Here is a 23,404-nt window from a genome sequence, read left to right as displayed (position 1 = left end):
AGCGGCATGGTTCACTGCCGACGGACACATCCACGACGAAGGGGAGTCGCCGGTGTCACACGAAATCGATCCGTCCTTCCTCGCCCTGCCCCTCAGGGCGCTCGCCGACGCGGCTCTCGCGCGGGCCCGGGCGCTGGGCGCCGAGCATGCGGACTTCCGGTTCGAGCGGGTGCGCAGTGCCGCCTGGCGGCTGCGGGATGCCAAGCCGGCCGGGTCCTCCGACACCACCGATATGGGGTACGCGGTGCGGGTGGTGCACGGCGGGACGTGGGGGTTCGCGTCCGGAGTGGATCTGAGCATGGACGCGGCGGCGCGGGTGGCCTCGCAGGCGGTGGCGATGGCGAAGCTGTCGGCCAAGGTGATCCAGGCGGCGGGGTCCGCTGAGCCGGTGGAACTGGCGGACGAGCCGGTGCACGCGGACAAGACGTGGATCTCCGCGTACGAGATCAACCCCTTCGAGGTACCGGACACCGACAAGACCGGGCTGCTCGCCGAGTGGAGCGAGCGGCTGCTGGCGGCCGACGGGGTGGCGCACGCGGACGCGACGCTGCTGACCGTCCAGGAGAACAAGTTCTACGCGGACACCGCGGGCACGACCACCACCCAGCAGCGGGTGCGGCTGCATCCGCAGCTCACCGCGGTGGCGGTGGACCCGGTCAGTGGTGAGTTCGACTCGATGCGCACCCTGGCCCCGCCGGTCGGGCGCGGCTGGGAGTACTTGACCGGGGCGGGCGGCTGGGACTGGGACGCGGAGCTGGCCGAGCTGCCCTCGCTGCTGGCGGAGAAGATGCGGGCGCCGTCGGTCGAGGCGGGGTCGTACGACCTGGTGGTGGATCCGTCCAATCTGTGGCTGACCATCCATGAGTCGATCGGCCACGCGACCGAGCTGGACCGCGCGCTCGGCTACGAGGCGGCGTACGCGGGCACCTCCTTCGCCACCTTTGATCAGCTCGGGAAGCTCACGTACGGCTCCGAGATCATGAACGTGACCGGGGACCGGACGGCCGAGCACGGTCTCGCCACCATCGGGTACGACGACGAGGGGGTGGCCGCCCAGTCATGGGACCTGGTGAAGGACGGCACGCTCGTCGGCTATCAGCTGGACCGCCGGATCGCCCGGCTGACCGGTTTCGAGCGGTCCAATGGCTGTGCCTTCGCCGATGCGCCGGGCCATGTGCCGGTGCAGCGGATGGCGAATGTGTCGCTCCAGCCCGCTCCCGAGGGCGGGCCGTCGACCGAGGATCTGATCGGCGACGTCGAGAACGGTCTGTATCTGGTCGGCGACCGCTCCTGGTCGATCGATATGCAGCGCTACAACTTCCAGTTCACGGCCCAGCGGGCGTATCGGATCAGAAACGGCGCACTCGCCGGGCAGCTGCGCGACTTCGCCTACCAGGCCACCACCACCGACTTCTGGGGTTCGATGACGGCCGTCGGCGACCCGCAGACGTATGTCCTGCACGGCGCCTTCAACTGCGGCAAGGCCCAGCCCGGACAGATCGCGGCCGTTTCGCACGGCTGCCCGTCCGCGCTGTTCCGCGGGGTCAACATCCTCAACACCACCCAGGAGGCCGGTCGCTCGTGAGCGACGTGCGCGCGGCAGCCGGGCCGCAGCTGACCACGATTCCCGCGCCTCTGCGCCGCGCGGGCGGAGAAGCGAACAGGGGAGAAGGATGAGTGCGAAGCCCTACGAGATCGTCGAGCGCGCCCTGGAGCTGTCCCGCGCGGACGGCTGTGTGGTGATCGCGGACGAGCGCTCCACGGCCAATCTGCGCTGGGCGGGAAACGCCCTGACGACCAACGGGGTCACCCGGGGCCGCACCCTGACCGTCGTGGCCACCGTGGACGGCGCCCAGGGCACCGCCTCCGGGGTGGTGTCCCGGTCCGCCGTCACCGCCGAGGAGCTGGAGCCGCTGGTACGGGCCGCCGAGGCGGCCGCCCGGGACGCCGGACCGGCCGAGGACGCCCAGCCGCTGGTCGGGCGCGACCCCGGTTCGGCGGTCTCCCCCGACTTCACCGACTCCCCCGCCGAGACCTCCTCCGAGGTGTTCGCGGCCTTCGCCCCCGCCCTCGGCGAGTCCTTCGCACGGGCCCGCGCGGGCGGCCGGGAGCTGTACGGATTCGCCCACCACGAGATGGTCTCCAGCTATCTGGGCACCTCCACCGGGCTGCGGCTGCGCCATGATCAGCCGACCGGCTCGCTGCAGATCAACGCCAAGTCCCCGGACCGGACGCGCTCGGCCTGGGCCGGGCGGGCCACCCGCGACTTCACCGATGTGGACCCGGCCGCGATCGACGCCGAGCTCGCCCAGCGGCTCGGCTGGGCCGAGCGGAGGATCGAGCTTCCGGCGGGCCGGTACGAGACGCTGCTGCCCCCGACCGCCGTCGCCGATCTGCTGATCTACCAGCTGTGGTCGTCGGCGGCCCGGGACGCGGTGGAGGGCCGTACGGTCTTCAGCAGGCCGGGCGGCTCCACGCGGATCGGCGAGAAGCTGTCCGAGCTGCCCCTGACGCTGCGCAGCGACCCTCATGAGCCGGGTCTCCAGGCGGCGCCGTTCATGATCGCGCACTCCTCCGGGGACGACGCGTCGGTCTTCGACAACGGGCTGCCGCTGTCCGCCACCGACTGGGTGCGCGAGGGGGTGCTCAACCGGCTGATCACCACCCGGCACACCGCGGCCCTCACCGGGCTGCCCCCGGCTCCCGCGGTCGACAACCTCATCCTGGACGGGGGCGGCTCGCGCTCACTGGAGGAGATGACCGCGGCCACCGAGCGGGGTCTGCTGCTGACCTGTCTGTGGTACATCCGCGAGGTCGACCCGGCGACGCTGCTGGTGACCGGGTTGACCCGGGACGGGGTCTATCTGGTCGAGGGCGGCGAGGTCGTCGGCGAGGTCAACAACTTCCGGTTCAACGAGTCGCCGGTGGATCTGCTCTCCCGGGCCACCGAGGCGGGCCGCACCGAGCGCACGCTGCCGCGTGAGTGGAGCGACCACTTCAACCGCGCCGCGATGCCCGCGCTGCGCGTCCCGGACTTCAACATGAGCTCGGTCAGCAAGGGGGTCTGACCGGTCCGGCCGGTCTGCGGGTCGGTCCGCCGGTCCGCCGGTCTGTCCGGCCGGTCCACCGGTCCGCCGGTCTGTCCGGCCGGTCCACCGGTCCACCGGTCCGCCGGTCCGCCGGTCTGTCCGGCCGGTCCGAACGGCCGAATAGACTGGTCCCGCCCACCGAATCCATCCGTTTCTTCTATCTCCAGGAACGCCATGACACGCCTCGGCGAATCCGTCGCCCGCGCCAGCGAGCTCCTTGACCAGGACCTCTCCTCCGACAAGACCGTCGAGCTGCTGCTCGCCGAGACGGGCTCGCGGCGCTATCTCGACCTGACGGACCTGTCGGCGAAGGAGCAGGCCGAGCTGATCGCGTCCCGTACGGTCGAGGTCCTGCCGGGCGTGGACGAGCTGGCCGGGCGGATCGAGAAGCGCCGGGCCGCGGGCAAGGGCCTGGGCATCAAGCTGGGCATCGACCCGACGGCCGCCGATGTGCATCTCGGCCATGTCGTGCCGATGATCATCCTCAGCCGCTTCCAGCGGATGGGGCATGACGTCACGCTGCTGATCGGCGACTTCACGGCCAAGATCGGCGACCCGTCGGGACGTACGGCCGAGCGCCCGCCGCTCACCGACGAGGACATCGCACGCAACCTCGCGGGCTACCAGGAGCAGGTGCGGCCCTTCTTCGACTTCGAGAAGGTCAAATTCCGGCAGAACAGCGAGTGGCTGGCGCCGTACACCTTCCCGGAGCTGCTGGCACTGCTCTCCCAGGTGCCGGTCTCCCAGCTGCTGCAGCGCGAGGACTTCCGCAACCGGCTGGCCGCCGGCTCCGGGCTGACCATGTCCGAGCTGCTCTACCCGATCGCCCAGGCGCTCGACTCCGTGGCCCTGGAGTGCGATGTCGAGCTGGGCGGCGCGGACCAGCTGCTCAATCTGCAGATGGGCCGCAAGCTGATGGAGCTGCGCGGCCAGCAGCCTCAGCTGGTCGTCACCATGCCGCTGATCGAGGGCACCGACGGCACCGGCGCCAAGATGTCCAAGTCCAAGGGCAACTACGTCGCCCTGACCGCGCCCGCCGACGATGTCTTCGGCAAGATCATGTCGATTCCGGACCGGCTGATGAAGCCGTACCTGGAAGCGTGGACGGAGTGGACGGACGCGGAGATCGCCCTCGCGACCGGCCGGGTCGAGGACCGATCGCTGCACCCGATGGATCTGAAGAAGGTCCTGGCGGGCGAGGTCGTGGCCGCGCTGTACGGGATCGAGGCGGCGATGGCGGCGCGGGCCGGCTTTGTCGCCCAGTTCTCCAAGAAGAGCTTCACCGACGTCGGCACGCTGCCGGTGGTCGACGTCGCGGAGCACGGCGCCGACTCCATCGCGACCGTGCTGAGCAAGGTGCTGGAGTTCCAGCCCAGCGCCTCGGCCGCGCGCCGGGTCGCCAAGCAGAACGGGCTGCGGCTGGTGGTCGAGACCGAGGGCGGCCAGGAGTCGGTCGTGCTCGCCGAGGCGCAGGCGGTACGGCCGCTGGCCGAGGTGGTCGCGGAGACCCTGGCCGAGGCCGGCCTCACCGCGGGCTCGGGCGGGGTCTACCTCAAGGCCGGGCGGAAGATCGCTCAGGTGCAGGGGCTGTAGAGTCCCTCACCCCGCAACGTCCACGACAGGCCCACGACAGGCCGTAGCGGCGGTCGGTGCGCATCCACCACGCGCGCCGCCCGCCGCCGCTCGTGTGCGACGCTCCCCGGCCCGACGCACCCCCGCCCGGCCGTCAGGTCGCCCGTCTCCTGCCGCCGTGGCGAATGGTCTGCCACAGCGGGGTGCCGAGGGCGACGATGACCACCGCCCCGGCCAGCTGCAGCAGATGCCGGATCCAGTCGAAGCCCTCGGTGTGCTTGACCCCGATCCATCCGGCCACCGCATTGCCGAGGATGCCGCCGAGGATGCCGTAGATGCAGGTCAGCCAGAGCGGGATGTCCTGCTTGCCCGGCAGGATGGCCCTGGCAATCACGCCGAGAATGATTCCCACGACGATCGCCCATAGCCAGTTCATGTCGCCTCCTGACACATGGCGGGGGATACACGTTTCTTCCCAGTGTTCGACCACTTCCGGTACGGCGCACGCCGGAGCGACCGTACGCGGTGTGGCGCACGGCGGGGCACCCATCAGAGCGCCCTGGCCTCGAACCGTCCGCTGGCGCGGCGTAACGTTGAGTACGTACCGGAGCGGGGGGAGCCTGCTCGGCGATCAGGTGGTGGAACGTGATGCGGAAGCGGAGCAGTACGGAGGTCTTCCGGATCACCGGAGCCCGTCAGGGGCTGGACGCCGATGTGCGCGGGCGACAGCGCCGCTATGTGATCTCGATGTCGGTGCGGACCGTGGCGGTCGTGCTGGCGGCGGTGCTGTGGAACGTGGAGCGCCATGTGGCCATCGTGGCCCTGGTGCTGGGTGTGGTGCTGCCGTACATCTCCGTGGTGATCGCCAACGCGGGCCGGGAGAACGCCACTTCGCTCCCCACCACCTTTATCCCGATGCCGCCCCGCCCCATGCTGATCTCCGGGCGGAAGACGGATTCGGAGGATTCCCCGCGGGCGGAATCCGTCCCGGAGGACGTCGGACATACCAGCGAGGATGGACGCGGCGAGCGGGGCTGACCTGCCGTGTTTCCCTAAGCTCAAGAAAACCTCAGATCAATCGTGCAGTTCCGGTGCACCGGGCCCCATCCCTCGTGACATACTGCGTACGCGCTCCGCATCCCCCGTCGGAGCGACGGACCGACGCCGGGCGGCTCCCCCCGTGGCTGCCCGGCGTCGCCATGTCCGTGGCGCATTCCGTAGAGTCTGCGGTGTGAACACCCGCGAGACCGCCGCCGAGACCGACACCGCGATCTGCTCCGCCAAGGACTGTCGCGCCCCCGCCGTATGGGTGCTGGCCTGGAACAACCCGAAGATTCACACCCCGGAGCGGCGCAAGACCTGGCTGGCGTGCGACGAACACCGTGAGTATCTGTCCGAGTTCCTCGGTATGCGGGGCTTCCTCAAGGACGTGGTGACTCTGGAGGAGTGGTCAGCCGCCGATCGCTGACATCGGACGGTCGGGCTGGAGGAACGACGGGTCGTCGAGCCCGGAGCCGGCCTTCTTGCCCCACATCGCCAGCCGCCACAGCCGGGCGATCTCCTCATCCGGCGCACCGGAGCGCAGCGCCCCGCGCAGATCGGACTCCTCACGCGCGAACAGACAGGTGCGCACCTGTCCGTCGGCGGTCAGCCGGGTCCGGTCGCAGGCGCGGCAGAAGGGCCGGGTGACCGAGGCGATGACGCCGACGCGGGCCGGGCCGCCGTCGACCAGCCAGCGCTCTGCGGGCGCGGAGCCGCGCTCCTCGCCGTCTTCGGGGGTGAGGGTGAACCGGGTGCGCAGACTGGTCAGGATGTCCCCGGCGGTGATCATTCCCTCGCGCTTCCAGCCGTGCTGGGCATCCAGCGGCATCTGCTCGATGAAGCGCAGCTCATAGCCGCTTTCCAGGGCCCAGGCGAGCAGCTCGGGAGCCTCGTCGTCATTGAGGCCGGGCATCAGCACGGCGTTGACCTTGACCGGGGTGAGCCCGGCGGTGTGGGCGGCGTCGAGGCCGCGCAGCACATCGTCATGGCGCTTGCGCCGGGTCAGGGCCTGGAAGACCTCGGGGCGCAGGGTGTCGAGCGAGACGTTGACCCGGTCCAGGCCGGCGTCGCGCAGCGCCTGGGCGGTGCGCTGGAGCCCGATGCCGTTGGTGGTCAGCGACATCTGGGGGCGCGGGGTGAGGGCCGCGCAGCGCTCGACGATGGAGACGAGGCCGGGGCGCAGCAGCGGCTCACCGCCGGTGAAGCGGACCTCGGTGACGCCGAGCTCGGTCACGGCGATCCGGATCAGCCGGACGATCTCGTCGTCGGTGAGCAGATCCGGTTTGGCGAGCCACTGCAGGCCCTCTTCCGGCATGCAGTAGGTGCAGCGCAGATTGCACCGGTCGGTCAGGGAGACACGCAGATCCGTGGCGACGCGCCCATAGGTGTCGGTCAGCATGGCGACGGCCCCTCCACTGTTCGCGTGCGTGCTCTACGTCAATACTCCCGCAGCGTACGTGACGGCTGTGACAGGGAGGGGCCGCGCCGGTAGTCGGGCTGTGCGTCAGTGGGCTCCGTAGCCGGTGAGCGAGCGGACCTCCAGCTCGGCGAACTTCTCCCGGTCCGGCTCCTCCTTGGAGAGGAGGGTGCCCAGCCAGCCGAGCAGGAAGCCCAGCGGGATGGAGATCAGTCCCGGGTTCTCCAGCGGGAACCAGTGGAAGTCGACGTCCGGGAACATCGAGGTCTCCTTGCCCGAGACGACCGGCGAGAAGAGCACCAGGAAGACCGAGGAGACCAGTCCGCCGTAGATGGACCACAGAGCGCCCTGGGTGGTGAACCGCTTCCAGAACAGGCTGTAGAGGATGGTCGGGAGGTTGGCGGAGGCGGCGACCGCGAAGGCGAGCGCCACGAGTCCGGCGACGTTGAGATCGCGTGCGAAGACGCCCAGGACGACGGCGACGGTGCCGATGCCGACGGTGGCCCAGCGCGCCGCCGAGATCTCCTCCTTCTGGGTCGCCTGTCCCTTGCGGATGACGTTGGCGTACAGATCGTGGGCGAAGGAGGACGAGGAGGCGAGGGTGAGCCCGGCGACGACGGCGAGGATGGTCGCGAACGCCACCGCGGAGATCACCGCGAGCAGAACCGCGCCGCCGAGCTCCTCGGCGAGCAGTGGTGCGGCGGTGTTGCCCGACTTGTTGGAGGCGATGATGTCGTTCCGGTCCAGCAGCGCGGCGGCGCCGAAGCCCAGCGCGATGGTCATCAGGTAGAACACGCCGATGATGCCGATCGCCCAGTTCACCGAAGTGCGGGCGGCCTTGGCCGTGGGGACGGTGTAGAAGCGGATGAGGATGTGCGGCAGGCCCGCGGTGCCGAGGACCAGAGCGATGCCGAGCGAGATGAAGTCGAGCTTGGTGGTCGCGGTGGCCCCGTACTTCTGTCCGGGCTCCAGGAACGCGTGGCCGATGCCGCTGTTCTTGGCCGCCTCGCCCAGCAGGTCGGAGACGTTGAAGTCGAACTTGAGCAGCACCAGGAAGGTCATCAACAGGGCGCCCGCGATCAGCATCACGGCCTTGACCATCTGCACCCAGGTGGTGCCCTTCATACCGCCGATGGACACGTAGAGGATCATCACGACGCCGACGAGCACGACGATGAGGATCTTCCCCGCCTCGCTGGTGATGCCCAGCAGCAGGGAGACCAGCACGCCCGCGCCCGCCATCTGGGCCAGCAGGTAGAAGATCGACACGACGATGGTGGAGACGCCCGCGGCGGTGCGGACCGGGCGCTGGCGCATCCGGTAGGCGAGCACGTCGCCCATGGTGTACCGGCCGGAGTTACGGAGCGGCTCGGCGACCAGCAGCAGGGCGACCAGCCAGGCGACGAGGAAGCCGATCGAGTAGAGGAAGCCGTCGTAGCCGGCGAGCGCGATGGCCCCGGCGATGCCGAGGAAGGACGCGGCGGACATGTAGTCGCCGGAGATGGCCAGGCCGTTCTGGAAGCCGGAGAACTGGCGGCCGCCGGCGTAGAAGTCCGTGGCGTCCTTGGTCTGCCGGCCCGCCCATACGGTGATGACCAGCGTCGCCACGACGAAGACCGAGAAGAGTGTGATGATCAGCGGCCGGTTGTCCGTGGCGCTCTCGGCGGCGAGCTGATAGGGGCTCATGAGTCGTTCTCCAGGCTGGACTTGATCGCGGCGGCGCGCGGATCGATCTTGGCGGCGGCGTGCCGGGAGTACCACCAGGCGATGAGGAAGGTGGTCAGGAACTGGGCGAGGCCGAACACCAGCGCCACGTTGATGTTGCCGGCGACCTTCGTGTCCATGAAGCCGTCCGCGTAGTTGGACAGCAGGACGTAGAGCAGGTACCAGCTGACGAACGCGATGGTGAGCGGGAAGGCGAACGAGCGGTGGGCGCCGCGCAGTTCGCCGAACTCCGCACTCGTCTGCACCTCGGCGTACGAAGGACGGTCGTGCTGCCGCTGATCGTCGGGGCGATCGCTGGCCGGTGCGGTATCCACGGTCTCTCCTGGTGAGTGGCTACGACGGGATGTGTACGGCGGCGATAGTGATCCGGATCACGCATGGTAGGGCGCTGCCGGGGCTTCCGACAGGGGCCGGTGATTGAAAGACGGAGAAGAAGCCAAAGGAGCGTTTGACTCCGGGTACTGTGGCGGGATTTCTTCCGGAATGCATTGATGCCCGCCCTTGATCAGCGATAGCTTCCTTCGTCATGTACCCGCCCACGTGCAAGCGCAGGCGGTCCGTACGGATGAAGTGGAGACCCCATGGCTCATCTGAGATCGGCTCCTTCAAGACCCGGACAGCGGGCCGCTGACGGCCCGTCCCCGTCGTACGACGGCATCACCGTCCCCTGCGGCCTCGTCCCCCGGCCCCGCGGCGTCCCGGGACGGCGAGCGGACGTCCCCCGGATGACGCGCTGAGCGCGCGCCCCTACCCCGGGACCGGAACGCTGTCGAACCAGCCCCGGTCCGCCCGCCCCGACCGTCCGCACCCCCTCAAGAGAACCGGAGTACCCATGACGCCGCGCCGCACCTCCCTGCCGCTGCGCACCGCCGCGATACCCGCCGCCATGGCGCTCACCACCGCGCTGGCCTTCCTGCCCACCACCGCCACCGCCCTGGGGCAGGACGGCCACGCCACCGCCGCCGCGACCACCGCCGCGGCCGACGGCCCGTCGCTGAGCTATGTCGTCAACACCCGCCCGGGGCACCAGGACTCGTCCCGTATCCGGAAGGCCATCGCCCAGGCCGGCGGCACGGTCGTGGTCGCGTACGACCGGATCGGCGTCATCGTCGTCCACTCCGCCAACCCCGACTTCGCCAAGACCCTCCGTACGGTCCGCGGCGTCGCCTCCGCCGGTGCCACCCGCACCGCACCGCTGCCCGCCCAGTCCACCGACGACGTCGGCACGCCGCAGCTGCTGACCGACCGGGAGCAGAAGGCCGCAGCGGCCAAGGCCGAGGCCGGTCAGGACCCGCTGGAGCCGCTCCAGTGGGACCTGCCCGCCATCAAGGCGGACAAGGCGCACGAGAAGAGCCTGGGCAGCCGTGATGTCACCGTCGGGGTCATCGACACCGGTGTGGACGACACCCACCCCGACCTCGCCCCGAACTTCGACCGCAAGGCGTCCGTCAACTGCGTGTCGGGCAAGCCGGACACGGCCGACGGCGCATGGCGGCCGACCGCCGCGGAGAGCCCGCACGGCACGCATGTCGCGGGCGAGATCGCCGCCGCGAAGAACGGCGTCGGCGTCACCGGTGTGGCCCCGGGCGTCAAGGTCTCCGGCATCAAGGTGGGCACGACCGCCGGGTTCTTCTACACCGAGGCCGTGGTCTGCGGCTTCGTCTGGGCGGCCGAGCACGGGGTGGACGTCACCAACAACAGCTATTACACCGACCCGTGGTACTTCAACTGCACCACCGACCCGGACCAGAAGGCCCTGGTCGACGCGGTGCGCCGGGCCTCGTCGTACGCGGAGCACAAGGGCGTGGTGAACGTCGCCGCGGCGGGCAACGAGAACTACGACCTCACGTCGGACACCATCACCGACCCCTCCAGCCCCAACGACACCACCCCCGGTGACCGGGACGTGGACCCGAGCGTCTGCCTGGACATCCCGACCCAGCTGCCGGGCGTCGTCACCGTCGCCGCGACCGGCGCCAAGGGGCTCAAGTCGTCGTTCTCCAACTACGGCCTCGGGGTCATCGACATCGCGGCCCCCGGCGGCGACAGCACCGCCTACCAGAAGCCGGAGCCCCCGGCCACCAGCGGTCTCATCTACAACACGCTGCCCGGCGGCAAGTACGGCTATATGGCGGGCACCTCGATGGCCTCCCCGCATGTCGCGGGCGTCGCGGCGCTCATCAAGAGCACCCATCCGCACGCCTCGCCCGGGCAGGTGAAGGCGCTACTCAAGGCCGAGGCCGATGACACCGCCTGCCCGACCGACTACGACATCGACGGGGACGGCACGGTCGACGCGGTGTGCGAGGGCGGCAAGCGGTACAACGGCTTCTACGGCGCCGGGCTCACGGACGCCCTGGACGCCGTCGAGAAGTGATCGACTGATCCCGTGCGCGGGCCGTCGGGCGGGGATGACCCGCCCGGCGACCCGTCGCGGAGCACCCCGGCGGTCAGCAGATACTGGGCCGCCACATAGGTGACCATGACCCAGAACTGCGGTACGGGCGGTCGTGGCCAGTGCGCGAGACCGGCGGCGATCAGGGTGTCGGAGAGCAGGAACAGCGCCCCGCCGAGCCCGGTCCACGGGCCCGCCCGCAGCGCGCCGAGCGCCATGGCCGTCAGCAGCAGGCTGTAGCCCGCGACGGGGACCCGCAGATCCGCGTCGAGGCCGGGCCACAGGAGGACGACGGTGCCGAGCCACGCGGCCCCGTATCCGGCGGCGACCCAGGGCACCGTACGGCGTCGCGCGCGGACGAACAGCGCCATATAGCAGACATGTCCGGCGGCGAAGCACCCCATTCCGGCCAGGAACCTGGTGTCGCCGCCGATCTGCAGCAGCACATCGCCGCCGCAGCCGCACAGCAGCGCGGCGGCGAGCCACCGGGACCCGCCGCGCACGAGGGCGTACCCGGCGAGGACGGGCATCAGGGCGGGCTTGGTGGCATGGACGACCGGGGTGGCGTCCGCGAGCAGCGCGCCCAGATGGACGGCGGCCAGCAGCGCGAAGAGCCCCAGCGGGGCGCGCGCCCCGCGCCCCGCGGCGGTCATGCCACGCTCTCGGTGACGGGCTTTCCGGCGGCCTCGGGCTGTCCGTCCTCGGGTGCGGGCGCCGGCTGCCAGCCCGGCCCCCGGAAGACCCGGCCCGCCCGCTCGCGCCAGCCGCGCGCCGCCGCGAGGTCGCGGGCGATGGCCGCGTACTCATGGGTGGCCACGCGCAGCGGGTTATAGGTGTCGATGTTCTTCGTGAGCCCGTAGACCGGCCGCTGTGTCTCCGGAACGAAGGACCGGAAAAGCCGGTCCCACACGATGAGGATGCCGCCGAAGTTACGGTCCAGATAGCCCCCCTGGGAGGCGTGGTGGACGCGATGGTGCGACGGCGTGTTGAAGAGGAACTCGATGGGGCGCGGCAGGGTGCCGATCCGCTCGGTATGGATCCAGAACTGGTAGACCAGGCTCACCGATGAGCAGAACGCGACCGCGGCGGGATGCACCCCGAGCGCGATCATCGGTACGTAGAACGGCCAGACGGTCCAGGTGGTCCACGGCTGCCGCAGTGCGGTGGTGAGGTTGAACTTGCGGCTGGAGTGGTGCACCACATGGCATGCCCACAGGATGCGGATGACATGGTGCCCGCGGTGCGACCAGTAGTAGAAGAAGTCCTGCGCGAGCAGCATCAGCGGCAGCGTCCACCACTCCACGGGGACACGCAGCGGAGTGAGTTCATAGACGGCGGCATAGACCGCCACAATCGGGATCTTCCATGCCAGATCGAAGACGAGGCTCCCGAGCCCCATGGCAACGCTGGTCGCGGCGTCCTTGGCCGCGTACCCGTCGGCGTCGTCGTCGGGGTGGAGCCGGTAGCTCACCATCTCCACGACGGCGAGCAGGACAAAGGCCGGGATGGACCACAGCACGGCATTGGGCAGGTGCGGCATGTCCCGCAACATAGAACCGGCCACAGGGCCTTCGCTAGAGGTAGTTACCAACAAGTATGGTAGATGATCTGTCAGCAATGGTGCCCGCCGTGTCCCCCTGACGCCGGCGGGCGACGATGACTTCCCCTCACACACCGAACCGGCGGTCCGAGTTGTCGGCGGCGGCCCGTATCCTCGTGAACCATGCTCGAAGACCCCACGGCAGCCGCACCGCAGCTCGCATCGCCGTCCTCGTGGCCGACCGCCTATCCCCAGGGGTACGCGGTCGTCGACGTGGAGACCACCGGCCTCGCCCGCGACGACCGGATCGTGTCGGCGGCGGTCTATCAGCTCGACGCCCGGGGCACGGTGCAGGACCACTGGTACACCCTGGTCAATCCGCAGCGCGATCCGGGCCCGGTGTGGATCCACGGGCTCACCCGGGAGATGCTCGCCGACGCCCCGCTCTTCCCGGAGATCGCCGGTGAGCTCGCCGAGCGCCTCGCCGACCGCGTCCTGGTCGCGCACAACGCCGTCTTCGACTGGTCGATGCTCGCCCGCGAGTACGCCCGCGCCAAGAGCGCCGCGCCCGTACGGCAGCGGCTGTGCACCATCGCCCTCTCCAAGGAGCTGGGCCTGCCGCTGCCCAACCACAAGCTGGAGACGCTCGCCGCGCACTACGGGGTGGTCCAGCGTCGCGCCCACCACGCGCTGGACGACGCGCGGGTGCTCGCCGAGACGTTCCGGCCGAGCCTCCATCTGGCCGCCGAGGCCGGGGTAAGCCTCCCGCTGCTGGCCTGTCAGCCGCTCACCGAGTGGTCCGACGGCCCGGCGCGCGCAATCGGTCAGCAGCGGTCGTACCGGCAGCCGAGCTGGCGCCCCAGCCGTAAGCGCCCCGCCTGCCCCTACCCCAACCCGGGGCGCTACGAGCCGGGCAGGCAGCTCGTCCAGGGCATGCGGGTGGCGTTCTCCGGGGACACCTCGGTCGACCGCGAGCTGCTGGAGGACCGGGCGGTCGAGGCCGGGCTCCATGTGGCCACCAGCGTCTCCCGGCTCACCAGCGTGCTGGTCACCAACGATCCCGTGTCGCCCACGTCCAAGACCACCAAGGCCCGCTCCTTCGGCACACCGGTCATCGACGAGGCCGCTTTTATGCAGCTCCTCCAGGACGTCACCCCCGCACCGCCGACAAACAGGTGAAGTCGGCGCGACGCGCCCGCCCGCCGCTCGCCCACCACCACGCGGGCCCGCACGCTGTGGCCTATGGCACGTTGTGAGGTCTGTGGAAACGACTACGGGATGACATTCGAGGTGCACGCGCAGGACAGCGTGCATGTCTTCGACTGTTTCCAGTGCGCCATCCATCGCATGGCGCCCATCTGCGAGCACTGCCGGTGCCAGATCATCGGCCAGGGCGTGGAGGCGGACGGCCACTTCTACTGCGGCGCGCACTGCGCCCGCGCGGAAGGGAAGGTGGGCATCGTCGATCACGTCTGATCCGGCCGTGGATTGTCCCCCGGTGGCCCCACCGGCCGGGGGACAATCCACGCCGAGTAGGGTCAAGGGCGTGTACCGCTTCCTGTTGACCCGGCAGTGGGTGATCCTCACACTCGTAGGCCTCGCCCTGATCCCCACCATGATCAGGCTGGGTTTCTGGCAGCTCCACCGCCATGAGCACCGGGTCGCACAGAACCAGCTGATCGGGGACAACCTCGACGCCCGGCCCCTGGCCGTCGACAAGCTCACCTCCCCCGGCCGTACCGTCCCCCGCGACGACACCTGGCGCACCGTGACCGCCACCGGCACCTACGACACGGCCCACGAGGTCGTCGTCCGCCAGCGCACCGGCTCCGACGAGCAGTCCATCGGCTACTTCGTCCTCACTCCGCTGCTGCTCCCGGACGGCCGGGCGGCCCTCGTCAACCGCGGCTGGATCCCGGCCGGCCCGGATCTCACCAAGTTCCCGAAGGTCCCCGCCGCCCCCGCCGGCAAGGTCACCGTCACCGGCCGGCTCAAGGCCGACGAGACCACTGGCAACAGCGGCATCAAGGACAAGAAGGGGCTGCCGCCGCGCCAGGTCACGCTCATCAACAGCGAGCAGCAGGCGAAGGCCCTGTCCCGGCCCGTTCTCGGCGGCTATATCGAGCTCACCGCCTCCTCCCCCAAGGGCACCAAGCAGCCCCAGCCGGTCCCGGCACCCAACCACAGCGACATCGGCCCCCATATGGCGTACGCGGTCCAGTGGTGGCTGTTCTCCGCCGGTGTGCCCGTGGGCTGGGTCGTCCTGGTCCGCCGCGAGCGCCGGGACCGCGCCGCCGAGGCCGCCGCCCCCGCCACCCCCGGGAAAGTCCCCGCCACCGCGGCTGCCGACTAGGTTCCCACTTCCCGGGAAGATTCCTCGGTGTGGCTCAGCGCATCGACGACTACGCACTCATCGGGGACCATCAGACAGCTGCTCTGATCAGCCGTGAAGGCTCCATCGACTGGTTGTGCCTGCCCCGCTTCGACTCGGCGGCGTGCTTCGCCGCGCTCCTCGGCGACTCCGACAACGGCCACTGGCGGCTCGCCCCCAAGGGCGCGGGCGCCTGCACCCGCCGCGACTATCTCGACGACTCCCTCGTCCTGGAGTCCGTCTGGGAGACCGAGTCGGGCACCGTCAAGGTCATCGACTTCATGCCGCAGCGCGACCGCGCCCCCGACCTCATCCGCATCGTGGAAGGCGTCTCCGGCAGCGTCGAGATGCAGGGCGTCCTGCGGCTGCGCTTCGACTACGGCAACGTCATCCCCTGGGTGCGCCGCGACGACGGCCACCGGATCGCGGTCGCCGGGCCCGACTCCGTATGGCTGCGCTCCGAGCCCGAGGTGCACACCTACGGCAAGGACTTCAGCACCCGCTCCGAGTTCACCGTCTCGGCCGGGGAGCAGGTGGCCTTCGTCCTCACCTGGCACCCCTCCCACGAGCCCCGGCCGCGCCTCGTCGACCCCTACACCTCCCTCCGCTCCAGCCTCGCCGACTGGCGCGCCTGGGCCGCCCGCTGCCGCTACGAGGGCCCGTACCGGGACGCCGTCGTACGCTCCCTGATCACCCTCAAGGCGCTCACCTACGCCCCGACCGGCGGCATTGTCGCGGCCCCCACCACCTCACTGCCCGAGCTGCTCGGCGGCGTCCGCAACTGGGACTACCGCTACTGCTGGCTGCGCGACTCCACCCTCACCCTGAACGCACTGCTCTGCGCCGGCTACCGCGAGGAGGCGAGCGCCTGGCGCGACTGGCTGCTGCGCGCGATCGCCGGCGACCCCGCCGAGCTGCAGATCATGTACGGCCTCGGGGGCGAGCGCCGGCTCCCTGAGCAGGAGCTCTCCTGGCTCGAAGGCTACGAGCACTCGGCGCCCGTCCGGATCGGCAACGGCGCGGTCAGCCAGCACCAGCTCGACGTCTACGGCGAGGTCCTCGACTCCTTCCACCTCGCCCGCGCCTCCGGCCTCGCCTGCCCGCCGCACGCCTGGAGGCTCCAGAGCGCGCTCATGGACTTCCTGGAGTCCGCCTGGCGCGACCCCGACGAGGGCCTGTGGGAGGTCCGCGGGCCCCGCCGCCACTTCGTCCACTCCAAGGTCATGGCCTGGGTCGCCGCCGACCGCGCCGTCCGCACCATCGAGGCCCACCCCGAGCTGAGCGGGGACGTGGACCGCTGGCGCGCCATGCGGGACGCGGTCCACCGCGAGGTCTGCGAGAAGGGCTACGACCCCGCGCGCTCCACCTTCACCCAGTCCTACGGCTCCACCGAACTGGACGCCGCCACCCTCCTCATCCCCCGCGTCGGCTTCCTCCCCGCCACCGACCCCCGCGTCATCGGCACCATCGACGCGGTCCGCCGCGAACTCAGCGAGGACGGCCTCATCCGCCGCTACACCACCGACAGCAGCAACGTGGACGGCCTCCCCGGCTCCGAAGGCGCCTTCCTCGCCTGCTCCTTCTGGCTCGCCGACGCGCTCCAGCTCACCGGCCGCCACAAGGACGCCCGAGCCCTCTTCGAACGCCTCCTGTCCCTCCGCAACGACGTCGGCCTCCTCGCCGAGGAGTACGACCCGGCGAGCGGCCGCCAGCTCGGCAACTTCCCCCAGGCCTTCAGCCATATCGGGCTGGTCGGGACCGCCCTTACCCTCGCTGAGGGGGCCACGGCAGACTGACCCCATGGATCTTGGACTCAAAGACCGGGTGTACATCGTCACCGGAGCCACCCGCGGGCTCGGGCTCGCCGCCGCCCGTGAGCTCGTCGCCGACGGCGCCAAGGTGATCATCACCGGCCGCGGCGCCGACGCCGCGGCCGCCACCGCCGCCTCCCTCGGACCGGGCGCCGTCGGTGTCGCCGCCGACAACGCCGACCCCGCCGTCGCCGACCGCCTCATCACCACCGCCCGCGACCACTTCGGCGGCTTCGACGGCATCCTCATCAGCGTCGGCGGCCCGCCGGCCGGGCCGACCGCCGACATCACCGACGCCCAGTGGCAGACGGCCTTCGAATCCGTCTTCCTCGGCGCCGTCCGGCTGGCCCGCACGGCCGCCTCGGAACTCTCCCCCGGCGGCGTGATCGGCTTCGTCCTCTCCGGCTCCGTCCACGAACCCATACCCGGCCTCACCATCTCCAACGGCCTCCGCCCCGGCCTCGCCGGCTTCGCCAAGTCCCTCTCCGTCGAGCTCGGCCCCCGCGGCGTCCGCGTCGTCGGCCTGCTCCCGTCCCGCATCGACACGGATCGCGTGCGCGAGCTGGACGGGCTCTCCGGTGACGCGGATGCGGCGCGCGAGCGGAACTGCGCGACGATCCCGCTGCGGCGATACGGCACCCCCGAGGAATTCGGCAAGGCCGCCGCCTTCTTGCTCTCCCCGGCGGCCTCGTATCTCACGGGCCTGATGCTGCCGGTGGACGGCGGGGCGCTGCACGGCTTCTAACGACGCCGCGGGGGCTCCACCCCCGCACCCCCGGCTCCTCAAACGCCCTGGGTGTTGGAGTTCCGCCCGGAATCCGGGCACACCCTCCGGGCGTGTCCTCAAACGCCGGACAGGCTGGATCACGGGCCGACCGCCAACCGCACAGGCAACCGGTCCCCCGAGGCCTGGAGCGAGGGGGCTGGATGGCCGGACGAGGCTGGGCCTCGGGCGAACCCCCGACCGGACAGGACCCCGGGCCACGGACGCCAGCGCACGGCAGCGGCGAGGCGGGCCACCGGGCCTGGGGTCGGCGACGAGCGGGGCGCTCCCACCCCCACCGAGCCGACTACCGACCGGGCAGGGGCCAGGCCACCAGGCCGGAGGCCGGGCCACCAGCCCAGAGGCCGACAACGAGACGGAAGGGGACGGGGGCACCCCCACCACCAGGCGGACCGCCGACCGGGCCGGAGGCCGGGCCACCAGGCCAGAGGTCAGCAACGAGACGGAAGGGGACGGGGGTGCAGGGGTGGGGGTCCTGGACGCTGACGTGTATTTGTGGCGCCAATCTCCGGCCAACCCAACGCCTCCGAGCACCGGCGCCGTAAATATACGGTCCAGGGCCCCCGTCCCGGAGGCCCCGCACCCGGCACCCACCACCCACGCAACCCGCACCCGCACCCGCACCCACCCCGGAACCCGCACCCACCACCCACGCAACCCGCACCCGCACCCACCACCCCGCGCACCCGCCCCGGAACCCGCACCCGCCCCGGAACCCGCACCCGGCTACCGCGCCCGCTCCGCCCGATGCCGCTCCGTCCTCAGCCGTACCTCCGCCGGCAGCCGCTCCAGCCCCGCCGAGCCCCGCGCATGCTCCAGCGCCTCCGCCCGCAGCCCCTCCAGCGTCCGCACCGGCTCCGCCCGCGCCTCCAGCACCAGCCCTACCTGCGCCTCCGGCGCGGTCCGTCGGCCCCGCAGCCGTACGTGCGCCTGCTCCACTCCGCCCAGCGACTCCGCCTCCGCCGTCAGCGCCGCCTCCAGCGCATGCCCCCGCAGCAGCGCCCCTTCCCCATCCCCGGTCTCCACCAGCACCTCCGCCAGTCGGCCCCGCCGCAACTGGGCGAGCGCCCACCACACCGCGAGCAACACCACCAGCCCCAGCGCCGCGATGACCCCGGGCCACCACCACCCGGCATCGCGCCACCGCATCCGGTCGGCACGGCTCAGCAGGACGTCATCGCGCCCGTCGAACGGCGGCCAGCCGGCCAGGACCACCGCGCCGAAACCCAACAGCAGCAGACCCACCACACCCAGCAGCACCCGGTTGACGATCCGCAGCATCGTCCGCTCACCTCTTCGATGGTCGCCGTACGTGCACGGAAAGAGCGGGCGGCCGGGCCAGGCCCAACTGTCGGATGCCCTCGTCGAGGGCGGCGTCCAGATCCGCCCGTACCGCGTCCAGGTCGCGGAAGTGGGCCTGCGCCCGGGCCCTCACGCGCCGACGGCCGACGTCGACGCGTACCGACCGCACCCCGGGCACCTCCATCGCCCGGTCGCGCAGCACCAGCCTCGCGGCGGCCCGGTCGATCCCGGCCCGGACGTCACCCGCCGCGCGCATCGGCAGCAGGCCCCGCAGCCCCGGGGTGAGCGCCAGCACGATCATCCAGATCCCCAGGACCACCAGCAGGGCGGCCCCGCCCACGACCCATCCGTCGTCGAGCGGCCGCGAGGAGAGCTGTTCGGCGAGCCAGACCCGCCACCGCATCGCGGACCGGCCGGCCCGCACGGCGGCCACGTCGTACAGCAGGAGTCCGGCGCCGGCGACGAGGGCCAGTGCGACGAGCCCGGCGGGGATCCGTCGCTCGGACCAGAAGCGGCCGACGTACGGGGACGGATCGCCGGACCCCGACCCGGCGTCGTACGCCGCCGAGGACGCGGACTGCCGCAACTTCTCGCCCGCATTCACCGCACCGCCCCCATCCACCGCACCGCCCGCGTTCATCGCACCCTCCCCCGATCCGCCCGCTCCAGCAGCGGTGAGTGCAGTCGCTCGACCGTCACCGCCACCTCGGGCACCTCAATACCCGCCAACTCACCTACCCGTTCGACGACATGACGACGCACCGCCCCGCACTGCGCCCCGATGTCGGACGGATAGCCGAGCTCGACGCCGACCCGCACCCGCGCGACGCGCTCGCGCACCACCACGGCCGCGTGCGGCAGCGCGAAGGCGCCGTCGGCCGGCAGCGCCTCCCACGCCGCCTGCGAGGCGATCTTCGCGATGACGCGGTCCGCGATCCGCGTCGCACCCCGCTCACCCGGTTCGACCACGGCGCGTCACCGTCGCCGCTCGTCACGGCCACGGGAGCGGAAGAATTCGCCCGGTTCCAGATCACCGTCCAGGAACCGGCCCGCGATGAATCCGACGGCGCCCAACGCCGCCACCAGCAGAAAGGCGCCGAAACCACCGAAGTAACCGGCGAAAGCGAGCGCCATCCCCGCGATCATGCCGACCACGGCCATGCTCATCGTGTGCTCCCCTACTGGAGCCAACCGAAGCCGCTACCGGGCCACGGAAGCCCGAGCTACTGGAACCCGGGCTACTGGAGCCGCGGCTCCGGCGATTCCTCTTCTTCATCCGGCAACTTCACATCGCTGACCGCGATATTGACCTCGACCGTCTCAAGGCCGGTCATCCGCTCGACCGCCGCGATCACGTTCTCCCGCACGGCCCGGGCGACATCGGCGATGGAGACGCCGTAGTCCACCACGATCTCCAGGTCGAGGGCCGTCTGCACCTCGCCCACCTCGGCCTTCACCCCGCGGGTGACCGACCTGCCCCCGGGCACCCGGTCCCGTACGACCCCGAAGGTGCGCGCGAAACCACTGCCCATCGCATGCACCCCGAGCACATCGCGGGCCGCCATACCGGCGATCTTCTCGACGACGCCGTCGGCGATGGTGGTACGCCCTCGGGAGGCGGGGTCGCCCCCGCCGCGCCGGGTCGGAGCGGCCGTAGCGGCGTCGCCCCCGAGGGTCTTCGGCGTATCGGCCGCGGGCTCCGTGGCGGGGTTCTCGGGCCGGTTCCGTGGTGCTGTCTCGGACATCACCGATCGTCCCTTCCAAGGCGAGAGCTTTCCAGAGCCTTCCGCTCGCTCTACTAGCCACACTAAAGCCGCTTTCCCCGAACCGCTTCGCAGATGCGGCACTCGCACGATGGATACGGCAGGCTGAACCCAGCACATACAGCGCAAAGGGGTGACGGCGGTGGTCACGGATTGGCTCGCGGAGGCGGTACGGCAGCAGCTACGGCTCGGCCGGCTGCTGCCCCTGGGCGGCGCGGCGGACGGCTCGTGGCTGACCGAGCTCGCGGCGGACACCGTGCTCGAAGGAGCGGCCGACAAGGTACCCGGCGTACGCCTCGGCACGCTCCGTATCGGGCTGGCCGACCCCGACACCGCGGGGACGCCCGCGGTTCCGCCCCCGCCGAGCGCGCTGCCGCCGGGTCCGCTGCGGATCGAGGCGGAGTGCGCGGCGACGGTGGATCAGCCGCTGCCGGTGGCGGCGGACCGGCTGCGCGACGCCCTGTTCCAGGCGGCGGTGGACCGGCTGGGCCTGGAGGTCGAGGCGGTGGATCTACGGGTGACGGAGGTACTGGAGGCGCCGGAGACACGGGCCGCACCCACGCCCCCGCGACGGCGGCCCCCACGGCAGAAAGCGCAACACCCACCGGCGACCGACGACTCCGACCCGGCCCTCACGGCCGCGGCCACCGCCGCCGTCTCCGTCCCCGGCGTGACCCGGCTCGCGCCCGTACTGGGCTCCTCCCGCGCCGTGCATATCGAGGATGCGCACATCCGGATCGAACTGGCCGTCGCGGCGGACCACCGCGCCCTGGATGTGGCACGGGCGGTACGGACGGCGGTGGCGGCCGCCGCCCCGGAGCCCGTGACGGTGGCGGTCCTGGTCACCGCCGTAGAACCTGCCGAGGAACCTGCCGTAGAACCTGCCGAGGAACCGCCGTAGAAACCGCCGTGGAACCAGACCGCGGCTCAGCCGCCGCCCTCGCGCAGCCCCTCAACGGTGCGCTCCAGCTCGGCGATGCGGTCGGCCAGCTCCTCGGCCTCGGCGTCTTCGGCGGCGCGCAGCAGTACCCCGGTGCGCGCCAGCTGCTCGGCGACCTTCCCCAGCCGGTCCTCCGAGGGGGGCCGGTCGCCGGCCAGCCGCTGCCGTAGCTGCTCGGCCTGGGCCTCGAGCTGGCGGTTCTTACGGTGCAGCTCCAGGAAGACCGTCACCGACGGGGTCACCGAGCGGCGGAACGGCACCCATCAGCTGGACGACGACGACGGCCTCTCCGACATCCTCCGCGGCTGCGTCGGGCTCGGCGCCAAGGCCGTCGCGGAGCGGGTGCGGCGCGCCGCGCACGACTTCAGCACCGAGCCGATCGACGACGACCTCGCGGTGCTGGTGCTGGAGGCGGTGCCGACGGTGGCGACGGCGCTGCGAGCGCCTGACCTTCGGGGCCAGGGGGCTGAGCCCCTGCGGGGGCCAGGGGGCTGAGCCCCCCGGAACAACGTCTAGTCGGCCAGGCCCGCGAGGTCGCGCAGGCGGCGGGCCTGGGCGGCGCGCTCGGCGGCACGCTGCTCCTCGTACGTACGGTCCACGGCCCCCCGCAGCAGCGCCTTGGTCTCGATGACCGCGTCCCGGGGCGCGGCGAGGAGGGCCGCGGCCAGGTCCTGGGCCGCGGCGTCCAGCTCGGCGGCGGGGACTACGAGATTGGCCAGGCCCGTCCGCTCGGCCTCATCGGCGTGGACGATGCGCCCGGTCGCGCAGATCTCCAGCGCTCGGGCGTACCCCACGAGCCCGACCAGCGGATGCGTGCCGGTGAGGTCGGGCACCAGACCAAGGCTGGTCTCGCGCATCGCGAACTGGGCGTCGTTCGCGCACACCCGCAGATCGCAGGCGAGCGCGAGCTGGAAGCCGGCGCCGATGGCATGGCCCTGGACCGCGGCGATCGACACGATGTCGTTCCGCCGCCACCAGGTGAACGCCTCCTGGTACTCGGCGATGGCGGCGTCCAGCTCACTGTCGGAGCCGCGCGCCAGATCGATGAAGGACGGCTCGCCGTCGAACCCCTCGGGCGTGAACGCCTGCCGGTCAAGGCCTGCCGAAAAGGACTTGCCCTCGGCGCGCAGCACCACGACGCGCACGCCACCGGTCACCAGCCGCCCGGCCTCGGCCAGCGCCCGCCACAGCGCGGGCGACTGGGCGTTGCGCTTCGCCGGGTTGGCCAGGGTCACCGTGGCGACCGCGTCATCCACGGTGAGCTGAACGCCGTCCTTGTCGAGCAGGGTCACAGGAGCCTCCGCTAGGCTGCAGTCAGTACAAGTGACTGCACAGTAACCACCCGGCCGAGTCGACGATCAGCCGGGTGGCACCGTCCCTGCCTGCCGATGACGACGGAGCGAGCGGGCGATCAGGCCGATGCGGCCTTCTTGCCTCGCGTCGCGCCACCGCGACCACGTAGGGAAACTCCCGATTCGCTGAGCATCCGGTGAACGAATCCATAGGAACGGCCGGTCTCCTCGGCCAGCGCCCGGATGCTCGCACCGGAGTCGTACTTCTTCTTCAGGTCTGCCGCGAGCTTTTCGCGCGCGGCGCCGGTCACCCGGCTGCCCTTCTTCAGAGTCTCGGCCACCCGTGCCTCCTCATGGGAAGT

26 protein-coding genes and 1 pseudogene are annotated in these 23,404 nt (G+C 71.3%); 13 read left to right on the top strand and 14 right to left on the bottom strand.

Annotated features, from left to right (window positions below):
- Window positions 1–52: 52 nt before the first annotated feature.
- The 3 genes from ABZS71_RS18315 (at window position 53) to tyrS (ending at window position 4,682) form a co-directional block, all read left to right on the top strand.
- Complete coding sequence (locus ABZS71_RS18315) at window positions 53–1,585, top strand: TldD/PmbA family protein (protein ID WP_356211231.1); 1,533 nt, start codon at window positions 53–55, stop codon at window positions 1,583–1,585.
- An 88-nt stretch (window positions 1,586–1,673) separates the two neighbouring features.
- On the top strand, window positions 1,674–3,068 hold the full coding sequence (locus tag ABZS71_RS18310; protein ID WP_356211229.1) for a metallopeptidase TldD-related protein: 1,395 nt from the start codon (window positions 1,674–1,676) through the stop codon (window positions 3,066–3,068).
- A 195-nt stretch (window positions 3,069–3,263) separates the two neighbouring features.
- On the top strand, window positions 3,264–4,682 hold the full coding sequence (gene tyrS / locus ABZS71_RS18305) for a tyrosine--tRNA ligase (RefSeq protein ID WP_356211227.1): 1,419 nt from the start codon (window positions 3,264–3,266) through the stop codon (window positions 4,680–4,682).
- Between the two features lie 133 nt (window positions 4,683–4,815).
- On the opposite strand, the gene ABZS71_RS18300 is transcribed toward tyrS, so the two are convergent.
- Window positions 4,816–5,097 (bottom strand): GlsB/YeaQ/YmgE family stress response membrane protein, encoded by a 282-nt coding sequence (locus ABZS71_RS18300; RefSeq protein WP_356211224.1) that lies wholly within the window; start codon window positions 5,095–5,097, stop codon window positions 4,816–4,818.
- Between the two features lie 212 nt (window positions 5,098–5,309).
- Between ABZS71_RS18300 and ABZS71_RS18295 the strand changes: the two genes are divergently transcribed.
- Both ABZS71_RS18295 and ABZS71_RS18290 read left to right on the top strand, forming a co-directional pair.
- Window positions 5,310–5,699 (top strand): DUF3099 domain-containing protein, encoded by a 390-nt coding sequence (locus ABZS71_RS18295; protein ID WP_356211222.1) that lies wholly within the window; start codon window positions 5,310–5,312, stop codon window positions 5,697–5,699.
- Window positions 5,700–5,892: 193 nt separating this feature from the next.
- Complete coding sequence (locus tag ABZS71_RS18290; protein WP_355847402.1) at window positions 5,893–6,129, top strand: hypothetical protein; 237 nt, start codon at window positions 5,893–5,895, stop codon at window positions 6,127–6,129.
- Here the strand turns inward: ABZS71_RS18290 and moaA are convergent.
- The 3 genes from moaA to ABZS71_RS18275 form a co-directional block, all read right to left on the bottom strand.
- Window positions 6,112–7,101: a GTP 3',8-cyclase MoaA gene (moaA, locus tag ABZS71_RS18285; RefSeq protein ID WP_355847399.1), complete on the bottom strand. Its 990-nt coding sequence runs from the start codon at window positions 7,099–7,101 to the stop codon at window positions 6,112–6,114. The genes ABZS71_RS18290 and moaA overlap by 18 nt on opposite strands.
- 105 nt (window positions 7,102–7,206) lie before the next feature.
- Window positions 7,207–8,805: a cation acetate symporter gene (locus ABZS71_RS18280; protein ID WP_355847396.1), complete on the bottom strand. Its 1,599-nt coding sequence runs from the start codon at window positions 8,803–8,805 to the stop codon at window positions 7,207–7,209.
- Window positions 8,802–9,158, bottom strand: coding sequence for a DUF485 domain-containing protein (locus ABZS71_RS18275; RefSeq protein ID WP_355847393.1), 357 nt, complete (start codon window positions 9,156–9,158; stop codon window positions 8,802–8,804). Before ABZS71_RS18275 ends, ABZS71_RS18280 begins: the two co-directional genes overlap by 4 nt.
- A gap of 518 nt (window positions 9,159–9,676) precedes the next feature.
- Between ABZS71_RS18275 and ABZS71_RS18270 the strand changes: the two genes are divergently transcribed.
- Window positions 9,677–11,221, top strand: coding sequence for a S8 family serine peptidase (locus tag ABZS71_RS18270; protein WP_355847390.1), 1,545 nt, complete (start codon window positions 9,677–9,679; stop codon window positions 11,219–11,221).
- On the opposite strand, the gene ABZS71_RS18265 is transcribed toward ABZS71_RS18270, so the two are convergent.
- Entirely contained in the window at window positions 11,176–11,892 is a 717-nt protein-coding gene (locus ABZS71_RS18265; RefSeq protein WP_355847387.1) for a lysoplasmalogenase, read from the bottom strand. The two genes, ABZS71_RS18270 and ABZS71_RS18265, sit on opposite strands and share 46 nt — an antisense overlap.
- A complete protein-coding gene (locus tag ABZS71_RS18260) occupies window positions 11,889–12,779 on the bottom strand; it encodes a sterol desaturase family protein (protein ID WP_355847384.1) in 891 nt (296 codons plus the stop codon). Before ABZS71_RS18260 ends, ABZS71_RS18265 begins: the two co-directional genes overlap by 4 nt.
- Window positions 12,780–12,962: 183 nt before the next feature.
- On the opposite strand from ABZS71_RS18260, the gene ABZS71_RS18255 reads away from it, so the two are divergent.
- The 5 genes from ABZS71_RS18255 to ABZS71_RS18235 all read left to right on the top strand — a co-directional run bounded on the left by ABZS71_RS18255 (window position 12,963) and on the right by ABZS71_RS18235 (window position 17,706).
- Entirely contained in the window at window positions 12,963–13,958 is a 996-nt protein-coding gene (locus tag ABZS71_RS18255; RefSeq protein ID WP_356211220.1) for a DEDDh family exonuclease, read from the top strand.
- 63 nt (window positions 13,959–14,021) lie between these two features.
- The gene (locus tag ABZS71_RS18250; RefSeq protein ID WP_355847378.1) at window positions 14,022–14,255 is read left to right on the top strand and encodes a hypothetical protein; all 234 of its coding nucleotides are present in this window, start codon (window positions 14,022–14,024) and stop codon (window positions 14,253–14,255) included.
- Window positions 14,256–14,325: 70 nt separating this feature from the next.
- Entirely contained in the window at window positions 14,326–15,132 is an 807-nt protein-coding gene (locus ABZS71_RS18245) for an SURF1 family protein (protein ID WP_355847375.1), read from the top strand.
- A gap of 29 nt (window positions 15,133–15,161) precedes the next feature.
- On the top strand, window positions 15,162–16,946 hold the full coding sequence (locus ABZS71_RS18240) for a glycoside hydrolase family 15 protein (RefSeq protein WP_356211218.1): 1,785 nt from the start codon (window positions 15,162–15,164) through the stop codon (window positions 16,944–16,946).
- 4 nt (window positions 16,947–16,950) lie between these two features.
- Window positions 16,951–17,706: an SDR family oxidoreductase gene (locus ABZS71_RS18235; protein WP_355847369.1), complete on the top strand. Its 756-nt coding sequence runs from the start codon at window positions 16,951–16,953 to the stop codon at window positions 17,704–17,706.
- Between the two features lie 765 nt (window positions 17,707–18,471).
- On the opposite strand, the gene amaP is transcribed toward ABZS71_RS18235, so the two are convergent.
- The 5 genes from amaP to ABZS71_RS18210 all read right to left on the bottom strand — a co-directional run bounded on the left by amaP (window position 18,472) and on the right by ABZS71_RS18210 (window position 20,792).
- Window positions 18,472–19,026, bottom strand: coding sequence for an alkaline shock response membrane anchor protein AmaP (gene amaP, locus ABZS71_RS18230; RefSeq protein WP_356211216.1), 555 nt, complete (start codon window positions 19,024–19,026; stop codon window positions 18,472–18,474).
- Window positions 19,027–19,033: 7 nt separating this feature from the next.
- Window positions 19,034–19,687 carry a DUF6286 domain-containing protein gene (locus ABZS71_RS18225; protein WP_356211213.1) on the bottom strand — a complete coding sequence of 218 codons (654 nt, stop codon included), beginning with the start codon at window positions 19,685–19,687 and terminating at the stop codon, window positions 19,034–19,036.
- Entirely contained in the window at window positions 19,684–20,016 is a 333-nt protein-coding gene (locus ABZS71_RS18220) for a hypothetical protein (protein ID WP_355847360.1), read from the bottom strand. The genes ABZS71_RS18225 and ABZS71_RS18220 overlap by 4 nt, the downstream gene beginning before the upstream one ends.
- Window positions 20,017–20,022: 6 nt before the next feature.
- Window positions 20,023–20,214 carry a hypothetical protein gene (locus ABZS71_RS18215; protein WP_355847357.1) on the bottom strand — a complete coding sequence of 64 codons (192 nt, stop codon included), beginning with the start codon at window positions 20,212–20,214 and terminating at the stop codon, window positions 20,023–20,025.
- Window positions 20,215–20,285: 71 nt separating this feature from the next.
- On the bottom strand, window positions 20,286–20,792 hold the full coding sequence (locus tag ABZS71_RS18210) for an Asp23/Gls24 family envelope stress response protein (protein ID WP_355847354.1): 507 nt from the start codon (window positions 20,790–20,792) through the stop codon (window positions 20,286–20,288).
- Between the two features lie 160 nt (window positions 20,793–20,952).
- On the opposite strand from ABZS71_RS18210, the gene ABZS71_RS18205 reads away from it, so the two are divergent.
- Window positions 20,953–21,711, top strand: a complete 759-nt coding sequence (locus ABZS71_RS18205; RefSeq protein WP_355847351.1) for a hypothetical protein — start codon at window positions 20,953–20,955, stop codon at window positions 21,709–21,711.
- Between the two features lie 26 nt (window positions 21,712–21,737).
- Here the strand turns inward: ABZS71_RS18205 and ABZS71_RS18200 are convergent, their stop codons facing one another.
- A complete protein-coding gene (locus ABZS71_RS18200; RefSeq protein ID WP_355847438.1) occupies window positions 21,738–22,010 on the bottom strand; it encodes a hypothetical protein in 273 nt (90 codons plus the stop codon).
- On the opposite strand from ABZS71_RS18200, the pseudogene ABZS71_RS18195 reads away from it, so the two are divergent.
- Window positions 21,976–22,245: pseudogene (locus ABZS71_RS18195) on the top strand (SpoIIE family protein phosphatase); the annotation flags it as partial. The gene ABZS71_RS18200 and the pseudogene ABZS71_RS18195 overlap by 35 nt on opposite strands.
- A 17-nt stretch (window positions 22,246–22,262) precedes the next feature.
- Here the strand turns inward: ABZS71_RS18195 and ABZS71_RS18190 are convergent.
- Both ABZS71_RS18190 and ABZS71_RS18185 read right to left on the bottom strand, forming a co-directional pair.
- A complete protein-coding gene (locus ABZS71_RS18190) occupies window positions 22,263–23,042 on the bottom strand; it encodes an enoyl-CoA hydratase/isomerase family protein (RefSeq protein ID WP_355847348.1) in 780 nt (259 codons plus the stop codon).
- Window positions 23,043–23,161: 119 nt separating this feature from the next.
- The gene (locus tag ABZS71_RS18185; RefSeq protein WP_009718933.1) at window positions 23,162–23,383 is read right to left on the bottom strand and encodes a helix-turn-helix domain-containing protein; all 222 of its coding nucleotides are present in this window, start codon (window positions 23,381–23,383) and stop codon (window positions 23,162–23,164) included.
- Between the last annotated feature and the right edge of the window lie 21 nt (window positions 23,384–23,404).

The organism is Streptomyces sp. NPDC005393, from assembly GCF_040606675.1.
Taxonomy (GTDB): Bacteria; Actinomycetota; Actinomycetes; order Streptomycetales; family Streptomycetaceae; genus Streptomyces.
The sequence above is the reverse complement of the archived record's forward strand: the minus strand, read 5'-3'. Positions and strand labels throughout refer to the sequence as shown.